The sequence below is a fragment of the Allomuricauda sp. CAU 1633 genome (genome assembly GCF_017313225.1).
In the GTDB taxonomy this organism is placed as follows: domain Bacteria; phylum Bacteroidota; class Bacteroidia; order Flavobacteriales; family Flavobacteriaceae; genus Flagellimonas.
This window is the reverse complement of the sequence record NZ_JAFLNE010000004.1, coordinates 466,683-474,623: the sequence shown is the minus strand read 5'-3', so window position 1 is coordinate 474,623 and position 7,941 is coordinate 466,683. Positions and strand designations below refer to the sequence as shown.

Below are 7,941 nucleotides of genomic sequence, written 5' to 3'. Positions count from 1 at the left end.
AATATAGGGTGGCTGACTGCTCAAACAGAACCAATTGAAGGACTAGATGAAGCAGGAATTATGGAAGTCGCTAGGCAATCCGCTAGAGGGCTTGGACTTATTTAATTTATTTGCCTCGGTTTTTCAATGGAGAGTGGGGATTTGTAAATGAGATGAACAGAGAGAATTTAATTTCAACGGTGAAGCACGTCCACCAACTCCAAAACCTGTATTTCGCATTGACAGGAGAGGAACTGACCATAAAAGAGAAGGCAAATGAAAAAACTTAGGCATATCAGGTATTGGTTGGCGGTACACACGCCTATTAAACTCTTGAACAAAGAGGAAAGAAAAAGACTGACCATTGCAAGGTTCAGGGCGACCGCATTGCTATTTGGATGCAATACCTACCATCTTTCAAACGAGAAACTATTGGAGAAGGTTGCTGAATCTTCCAAAACAATATCAAGAGCAGGGATTACAGTCGAGGAACTGGGCAAATCCATAGCGATGATGGGGAAAGCTGTAAAAGAGAAGGTATGAATATAGAATGTGATAAATGTGGAATATCGGTTAGTTTAGACATTGGTGATACGCCTGATTTATGTGATAAAGATTTTATAATGGAATGTGATTACTGTAAAAATGAGAAAAGCCAACAAAATATATCTAGAGAGGTTGAGGACAAACCTTACCTGCAAATGTAATTATTACGAATCACCACATGGAAACCTAAGACTTAAGGTAACGGAATGTGATAATTGTCGAAATAGGCGTCTTCAAAAAGAAAACCTATTAAATGGACAAGGTGTTAACAATACATAACCAAAAATCGCTAAAACACTTCTAATTTGGAATTAGTCTAAGTAAAAATACCTTATTTTTGTAAGTGTCCATCAGTAATCCCTTTACGGGAGTTACAGGTGGGCATTTTTACTTGATGGACAAAAGAAAACCCTCCCTGGCACCGTAAGGCTTTAAACAGAGGGTTTTTTTAATGGCATTCGGTATAAGGATAGGAAATTCTTTTTGGGGCAAATGGACAATCAGTGATACACTTCGCTCTTTGTCCGGCATTCCCACATCCTCACAACTCATCATAAACGACGGGCTCCCCGTTTGGCGCGACCTCTCCACAATGAAATATCTATTGGACTGCTACCAAGAAAATCCAGTGGTACAGGCCATAATCAATATCAAGGCCGAGGCATTCGCCAATATAAAGTTCTCGGTCAAGGATCTAAAAAGTGGTGAGATACTTCCATTGGAGGAATATACTTCCGACAAGGGAAAGCTTCAGTCCCTTCTTTCCTCACCAAACCCCCTACAATCGACATACGAATGGTTGAGACAGCACAAGGTGAACCGTGAGGTCTTTGGCAACGGGTATGTCCATGCATCTGTTCCCATCGGCTATGAAAAGGGAAGGTTCACCTATCGGGACATCAATGTGATGAACAACCTTCCCCCTTACTGCGTGACACCCGTGCTAACTGGAAAATGGCTTTCCGCTACCGAAAAATCCGAAATAATCAAGGAATACCGTCTGGAAAAGCAGAATGGGAAACACGAGTCCCTTCCAGTTTCAACGGTGATGCACACCAACAACGTGAACATACTCCACAACGAGAATTTTACGCAAGGAGCATCGGAACTGGTGGCACTGGCAGCGCCCATAACCAATATAGATAAAGCATTTGAGAGCCGTAACGTGCTCATCAGAAAACGTGGAGCTCTCGGGGCGTGGACATCCGATAAGAAGGACGAGGCAATGGGCAGCGTTCCGCTCCGTGATGAGGAAAAGGAACAGGTTCAGGAGGATTTCAAGAAGTACGGACTATTGGACGACCAATGGCAACAGATAATCACCTCACATCCATTGAAATGGCAATCAACTGCGATGAAGGTCAAGGATTTGATGCTGTTCGAGGAAATTGAGGCGGACGCAATCGCTATTTCAAACTCTTTCGGGGTGCCGGAACTATTGGCAAAATACTACCTGAAGGGCAGCACCTTCAACAATCTTGACGCAAGCGAAAAAAGGCTCTACGACTCGACCATCATACCTGAATCAAAGGACTTCATGGTGGCACTCAACAACTTTTTGAACACTAAGGAGCACGGTATCGAACTGTTGGGCACCTATGACCACCTAAATATCCTACAAGAAAACAAAAAAGAGGAGGCAGAGACCCGAAGGACGAACCAAGAAACGGCATTGGCGGCATTCAGGATAGGGGCGATAACCTATAACGATTACCTGAACGCCATAGGACTTCCCAACAATCCGAAAATAGGTGAAAAGCACATTTGGGAACTGGAAGAGAACATGCTCCGTGCAATCGGAGTGTTGAAGAGTGAAATATCAAAAGAAGAGGCTGAGAAGAACGCCCTTAAAAAACTTTTGAACTGATGGAAAAGGAAAAACTTAAAAAAATCAAGGAACTGGACGGTGAGAAGCGCAAGGCCACTGAAAAGGGACAAATAATCCTAAAAAATGAGAGTGAGCGACCCCGACATCAAGGACAGGAATAAACTGTTCGCACACTTAAAGGCGAACAAGGACCTATTAATGGCGCAGAAGTGCTCTGCACAGGTGACCAGTGACAATTTTGATTATGGATGCCTTGAGCTTCGCGCCAAGGATCTTTCCTTTTTAGGGAAGTCCGTGACCAAATCAAAAGTGGTCAAGGAAGATTTAGGGGAAGATGAGATACAGGTGGACGCGATAGCGAACATGGCCGGGTGGTGCGACAGTTACATGGACGTTCTGATCCCGGATTGTTGGGCAAAGACCATCCGTGAGAAAGGGGCCAGCAACAAACAGCTCATATACCACCTGAAGAACCATGACTACACCACCGATGCGATAATAGGAGGCAACGTCAACATGTCATCAAAATGGGTAGACCTATCCATGTTCAACATCGAATCCGACCTCACACAGGGACAGGCCCTTATCGGCTCATCAACCGTACGGAGGAAATATGATGCCAAATGTTACCACCTGTACAGTGACGACGAGGTGAAACAGCACAGCATAGGGCTTCGGTACATAAAGATATACCTGTGCATGAACTCCGATGAGGACGAATATCAGTTCGAGAAGGAAAATTGGGACAAGTACTACAAGTTCATCATAAACAAGGACAAAGTTGATGGCCGCGGATATTTCTGGGCCGTCACCGAAATAAAGCTATTGGAGTACTCAGCGGTGCTCTATGGCGCAAATGAATTAACGACCGTGCAGAGCACAGGGAAGAACGGGCCGTCCGAGGACACCCAAATGGAGCCGTTGGAAAACACTCTTGACTACGCGAGCCTGGCAGCACAGATTTAATAAACATTAAAATGACTGAAAAAGAGAAAAAAGAACAGGAAGAAGCCTTGTTGGCCAAGATAAAGGAGCAGAACAAGGAGCAGATCGACTCTTTCAAGGAAGAGTTCAAGAATCTGATGGTGGAGAGCAAGACCGGGCAGATGTCCAAGGAGGAGTTCGACACCAAGTTTGAGGAGATTTCCAAGAAACTGGAAAACTTTGACCCAGAGACCTACAAAAAATTCCAAGAGACCTTGGAGGGCTATGAGGAAAAATTGAAGGCACAGGGAACGGAGATCAGCAAAATGAAGGACGGTGGTAACACCGGAAAGGGAAATTCCCTTAAATCCAAATTGGAAGAGGTCGTAAAAAGTGACGATTTCAAGGATTTCGTTGAATCGAACGGTAAAAAGAAGGCATCCTTCAGCTTGAAGGCGGTTTCCGTTACCGATGACTATACCGGAACATCCTTGGTGCACATCACATCACGTGACCAACGAGTGGTCGACCATCCACAGGTGACGCGGTTGAACATCCGTGACCTTTTGACCGTTATGCCCGCTGACCTTCCCTATCTGGCCTTTATCGAAGTATATGATTGGGACAGACAGGTAGGTGTCAACACTGAGAACGGCGAACTGGCGGAATCATCCTTTAAGGTTCGCGAGGCCACCGTTGATGCCAAGCGTATCGGGACGCACGTGGCCATTTCAAAGCGAATGATAAAGTCCGCCGCTTTCGTGGTGAACCATTTGGCGCAGAGATTGCCCGCACAGGTACGTTATTATGAGGATTTCCAATTGTTGCACGGTGATGGTGCCGGGAACAATGTAACGGGAATCTTCAAAGTGGCAAGCGATTTTGCAACGCTCATCGACACAGCCATTACGGGAACTGCAGGAGCGGTCGCTTCAGTGGCCACCTATGATGGAGGAGCCAAGGCACTCATCACCTTTGCCGCGAACCAGAACATCGACAATGGAGCCACGATCACCATTGCGAACGCGACGGAATCCACTTACAACGCGGCCCATAAGGCACTCGTGCTTAGTCCAAAACAGATTGTAATCGACCTTACCTATGTAACGGAGGCCGATACATCCGCATGGACGTTCACGGTTTCAAGTCCATTCAAGGACGCCATTGATGCCGCACAGGAAATTGACGTGTTGAAAGTGGCCAAGACCTTGGTCACCGTTCAGGAATATACCGCCAACGGTTTTGTATTGAACCCTGTGGATGCGACCAAGATTGAGACCCTTAAGGGAACCGATGAGCACTATATCGATGTCCAGCGTTTGGAGAACGGTGTGCTCACCATCGGAGGCGTTCCAGTGGTCGAGACCACGGCAATGCCCGCAGGCAAGTTCGTTGTGGGTGATTGGGCAATGGCCGCAGCGCTTGGGCAGTTCTCCGAGCTTGTACTTGAGTTTTCAGAGAGCACACAGGAGAAGTTGAAGAACAGTGTGGAGGCTATAATCCAAGAGGAGGTGCTTTTCCCGATCTACAACAAATACATGTTCGTAACAGGCGACTTTACAACTGGTAAGGCCGCATTGGAAACCCCATAATATGGCGAAGTTGATAATTGAAGGGGATAAAAGGCAATTGGAGGTCATAGTGCGCGAAAACCGCACAAGGGCCTCCAAATATGCCCTTTCATTCTCTTTTGGCGATAAAGAGGAAAAACCCAAAAATGAACCAAAGCCAAAAGCTGAAAAGCCAGAGGCAAAGCCCGAAAACCAAAGGGCAAAAAGTGGTTCGGATAAACCAAAGGGCAAAAAGTGATAATTGACAAGACATACTTCATAAACGGTGAGCTGTACATCCCGAATGCCAATGATGGCAACGTGGGAAGTGTAAGTACCAATAACCTTGACACGGTGATTACGAGGTATGAACGTCAATTGTTGTTGGACGCCCTAGGGGTTGAACTCTACAACGGGCTTGAGACGGCAATGGGAGACCTTGAAAGTGCCGCCCAGAAATGGAAGGACCTTGTGAACGGCTCTGATTATGCCGTTGACGGGGAATCCTATAGATGGGACGGATTAAAGGGCAATGCAAAGGACGGGCTATTGGCCCACTATATCTATTGCATGTACCTGAGACAGGATGAGATTGACTACTCCACAACGGGAATGAAGCGCAACGCCGTGGAGAACGCCGTAAGGGCAAGCTACACGGAAAAATACGTTACCGCTTGGTCGAATTTCATCAACATGTACCAGGGCGAGAACACGGTTAGACGGTCTTTGAGGCAGTTTTTAGAGGATAGGGAAAGTGATTTTCCAATAGGGGCCTTCAAGTGTTATGGGAACGTCAACAGGTTCGGGATATGATACAGTTCGAGGACATAGTGTCGGGATTGGTCAACGGACTTGACCCGATATCTGGGTTCAATGACGGGATAGAGAGACAGCCAAGATCCTATTGGGGGACACAAGATGACCTCCCTAGGTTCCTGAAGGAGTTCAAGGAAAACGGCACACCACTGGCATGGTGCGTATCCAAACCTGATACCAGGACACTGGACGGCTATGTAAGGGATGCCGAGATCGCTTTCTGTACAAGGGAAACCAGGGAGCTATTGAACACCGACCGGATGGAAAAGGCCTATAAGGTTGTGCTGATACCGTTTTGGGAAGCCTTTGAATCAGCGTCCAACCTATCGCAGAACATAGTTATAGAAAAGGGCAGTGAGGTCTTTGAGAAATTTCCCAATTACTCCGTGGACGGTAAAAAATCAAATGCCGCACAGGAGATATGGGATGTTTACAAGGTGAGCTTCACGGCAAGATTTTACGAGAACAATAATTGTTAAAAAAATAAGAAATGAGTTATTCAACAGTATGTGATGCTGAAGAGGCCGGAAGGCTGAAAGGGACCGCAAGGGCAAGCAAAGCGCAATCGGGTGCGGAGCAGGAACTTTTTTGGTCGCCCAACGACTTCAGTTTCGCTGATAAGGATTCGGCCACCACACTGGCCGATTGGAACACTGCCGTTGCAGCTGGGAACCTATACTACATAGGGGTGATAGAGGAATTTGATTCCAACGATACCGAGCCTACGTACTATGAGTCCCCAAATGGAAATTTAAGATTGAAGACAGCCAACGCCAAGCGTGTGCGACAGTACAGATTGGTGGAGTGTGCATGTACACACGCCGCCCTTCTTTCGTTCGATGCGCAGAACGGGCGACTGTTCATGCGAACCTCGAAAGGTTACCTAAAAGCAAGATTGGAGGACGATGGAACGGTAAGGGGGTTCAAGACCACACAGTTCGATGTTGGGCTGAGGACAGCGGCCACTGCGGACGCACCCGGATTCACTCCCATCGACGTGACCTTTGAGACACCTTTCGACGATGACAAGGATATTTTCGAGGACAGCATTGATTTTGAGTTCAGCCAAGTTGACCAGATCTACAACGCTGAGTTTGCGATAAGTTCTGTGGCAAGTGACGGGTCCAACCTGACCTTCACACTTACCGCCACCAAGGACTGCACGAACGTTGCATTGAGCGGTCTTACCACTTCGCACCTGATATTCAAGGATGCGAACGGCGCGGAACTGGCAACGGTATCGATGCCCGAGACCGGAAGTACGGGGGTCTATTCAGTGGACATCACCACAGCGGAAACAGTGGCGTATGCGGAAATCTATGGGGTACAGACCGTATCGAGCATCAATTATGTTTCAGACCAGTATAAAGCAAGTACTTAATGGGAATTAAGGTAAATGGATATGAGTTCTCCCCCGACTTCAAGAAGATGTCGGAGGGGGACTTTATAGAGGAACTCAGAAAACGCTTCAAGGCCACCAAGAAGGAGGCCAAGGAAGTCTATAACGAACTACATGGCAACAGTTCTCCAAGTCCAAAAAAGGATAAGTCCGCTGACAAAAAAATCAGTTCTAGAGACGATAGCGTTCCAGGAACTCAAGAAGCTGAGGGAGGTACTGATAAAGCTGCAGAAGGAGAGGCTTGATAAAGGACTTGACACCTCAGGAAAGGTAATCGGGACATATTCCTTTTCAACAGAGATAATATCAAAGTCCAAGAACCCGATAAAACCCAAGAAGTTCGGTCAGCCATACAACTTTCAGGACAGTGGGGATTTCTTCAAGGGAATGGAACTCCTTTTTAAACCAAAGGAAGCTGTCTTTATAAGCAAGGATTCAAAGCAGGAACTCCTTACATCCAAATATGACGACCTGATGGGGTATACGGACGAACAATGGATTGAATTTCTTAGAACAAAATTACAGCCTGCATTCATGAAAGAATTTAGGAACAGGGCAAAACTATAGCGGGAAGCCGAAAACGCACCAGAGTAGGCAACATATAAATATATAGAGTTATGTACACATTGAGAACATTCAAGGACAAGGGGAAAATTGACCGTTTGCAGATTTACTTAGGGGATTGTTATTCAGTCTTGCAACCAAGCAAGGAAGATGAAAAAATCGGGATAAAGCTCAGGGTAGTAGGCAACTATGATTCCACTACAAAGGACGGTCTTGCCGTCCACAAGGATGAACACGCATACATCATGACATCTAGAGGGGAAACATTTGAAACACTCAACAGGCCTTAACAAAAACCCCCTCGTTGGAAAGGGGGCTGTTCAACCCAAAAGGGC

The 7,941-nt window shown here is 46.4% G+C and carries 11 protein-coding genes; all 11 read left to right on the top strand.

Annotated elements, in window-relative coordinates; all coding sequences use genetic code 11:
- Positions 1–255 precede the first annotated feature (255 nt).
- The 11 genes from J0X14_RS14270 to J0X14_RS14225 all read left to right on the top strand — a co-directional run bounded on the left by J0X14_RS14270 (position 256) and on the right by J0X14_RS14225 (position 7,896).
- On the top strand, positions 256–522 hold the full coding sequence (locus J0X14_RS14270; protein ID WP_207098469.1) for a hypothetical protein: 267 nt from the start codon (positions 256–258) through the stop codon (positions 520–522).
- Positions 523–976: 454 nt separating this feature from the next.
- Positions 977–2,392: a phage portal protein gene (locus J0X14_RS14265; RefSeq protein ID WP_207098468.1), complete on the top strand. Its 1,416-nt coding sequence runs from the start codon at positions 977–979 to the stop codon at positions 2,390–2,392.
- Complete coding sequence (locus J0X14_RS19135) at positions 2,392–2,514, top strand: hypothetical protein (protein ID WP_262897104.1); 123 nt, start codon at positions 2,392–2,394, stop codon at positions 2,512–2,514. The genes J0X14_RS14265 and J0X14_RS19135 overlap by 1 nt, the downstream gene beginning before the upstream one ends.
- Positions 2,477–3,319 (top strand): hypothetical protein, encoded by an 843-nt coding sequence (locus J0X14_RS14260; protein ID WP_207098467.1) that lies wholly within the window; start codon positions 2,477–2,479, stop codon positions 3,317–3,319. Before J0X14_RS19135 ends, J0X14_RS14260 begins: the two co-directional genes overlap by 38 nt.
- A gap of 11 nt (positions 3,320–3,330) precedes the next feature.
- Complete coding sequence (locus J0X14_RS14255; RefSeq protein ID WP_207098466.1) at positions 3,331–4,869, top strand: phage major capsid protein; 1,539 nt, start codon at positions 3,331–3,333, stop codon at positions 4,867–4,869.
- A 1-nt stretch (position 4,870) separates the two neighbouring features.
- The gene (locus tag J0X14_RS14250) at positions 4,871–5,086 is read left to right on the top strand and encodes a hypothetical protein (RefSeq protein WP_207098465.1); all 216 of its coding nucleotides are present in this window, start codon (positions 4,871–4,873) and stop codon (positions 5,084–5,086) included.
- 62 nt (positions 5,087–5,148) lie between these two features.
- On the top strand, positions 5,149–5,640 hold the full coding sequence (locus J0X14_RS14245) for a hypothetical protein (protein ID WP_207098464.1): 492 nt from the start codon (positions 5,149–5,151) through the stop codon (positions 5,638–5,640).
- The gene (locus J0X14_RS14240) at positions 5,637–6,122 is read left to right on the top strand and encodes a hypothetical protein (RefSeq protein WP_207098463.1); all 486 of its coding nucleotides are present in this window, start codon (positions 5,637–5,639) and stop codon (positions 6,120–6,122) included. Before J0X14_RS14245 ends, J0X14_RS14240 begins: the two co-directional genes overlap by 4 nt.
- 11 nt (positions 6,123–6,133) lie before the next feature.
- Positions 6,134–7,024 (top strand): hypothetical protein, encoded by an 891-nt coding sequence (locus J0X14_RS14235; protein ID WP_207098462.1) that lies wholly within the window; start codon positions 6,134–6,136, stop codon positions 7,022–7,024.
- Positions 7,025–7,156: 132 nt separating this feature from the next.
- Positions 7,157–7,609, top strand: coding sequence for a hypothetical protein (locus J0X14_RS14230; RefSeq protein ID WP_207098461.1), 453 nt, complete (start codon positions 7,157–7,159; stop codon positions 7,607–7,609).
- 50 nt (positions 7,610–7,659) lie between these two features.
- The gene (locus J0X14_RS14225) at positions 7,660–7,896 is read left to right on the top strand and encodes a hypothetical protein (protein ID WP_207098460.1); all 237 of its coding nucleotides are present in this window, start codon (positions 7,660–7,662) and stop codon (positions 7,894–7,896) included.
- Positions 7,897–7,941 lie beyond the last annotated feature (45 nt).

Coding starts and splice junctions, on each gene's coding strand:
- J0X14_RS14240 (WP_207098463.1), top strand. CDS start 5,637: ATGATACAGTTCGAGGACATAGTGTCGGGATTGGTCAACGGACTTGAC.
- J0X14_RS14225 (WP_207098460.1), top strand. CDS start 7,660: ATGTACACATTGAGAACATTCAAGGACAAGGGGAAAATTGACCGTTTG.
- J0X14_RS14230 (WP_207098461.1), top strand. CDS start 7,157: ATGGCAACAGTTCTCCAAGTCCAAAAAAGGATAAGTCCGCTGACAAAA.
- J0X14_RS14250 (WP_207098465.1), top strand. CDS start 4,871: ATGGCGAAGTTGATAATTGAAGGGGATAAAAGGCAATTGGAGGTCATA.
- J0X14_RS14255 (WP_207098466.1), top strand. CDS start 3,331: ATGACTGAAAAAGAGAAAAAAGAACAGGAAGAAGCCTTGTTGGCCAAG.
- J0X14_RS14265 (WP_207098468.1), top strand. CDS start 977: ATGGCATTCGGTATAAGGATAGGAAATTCTTTTTGGGGCAAATGGACA.
- J0X14_RS14260 (WP_207098467.1), top strand. CDS start 2,477: ATGAGAGTGAGCGACCCCGACATCAAGGACAGGAATAAACTGTTCGCA.
- J0X14_RS14270 (WP_207098469.1), top strand. CDS start 256: ATGAAAAAACTTAGGCATATCAGGTATTGGTTGGCGGTACACACGCCT.
- J0X14_RS19135 (WP_262897104.1), top strand. CDS start 2,392: ATGGAAAAGGAAAAACTTAAAAAAATCAAGGAACTGGACGGTGAGAAG.
- J0X14_RS14235 (WP_207098462.1), top strand. CDS start 6,134: ATGAGTTATTCAACAGTATGTGATGCTGAAGAGGCCGGAAGGCTGAAA.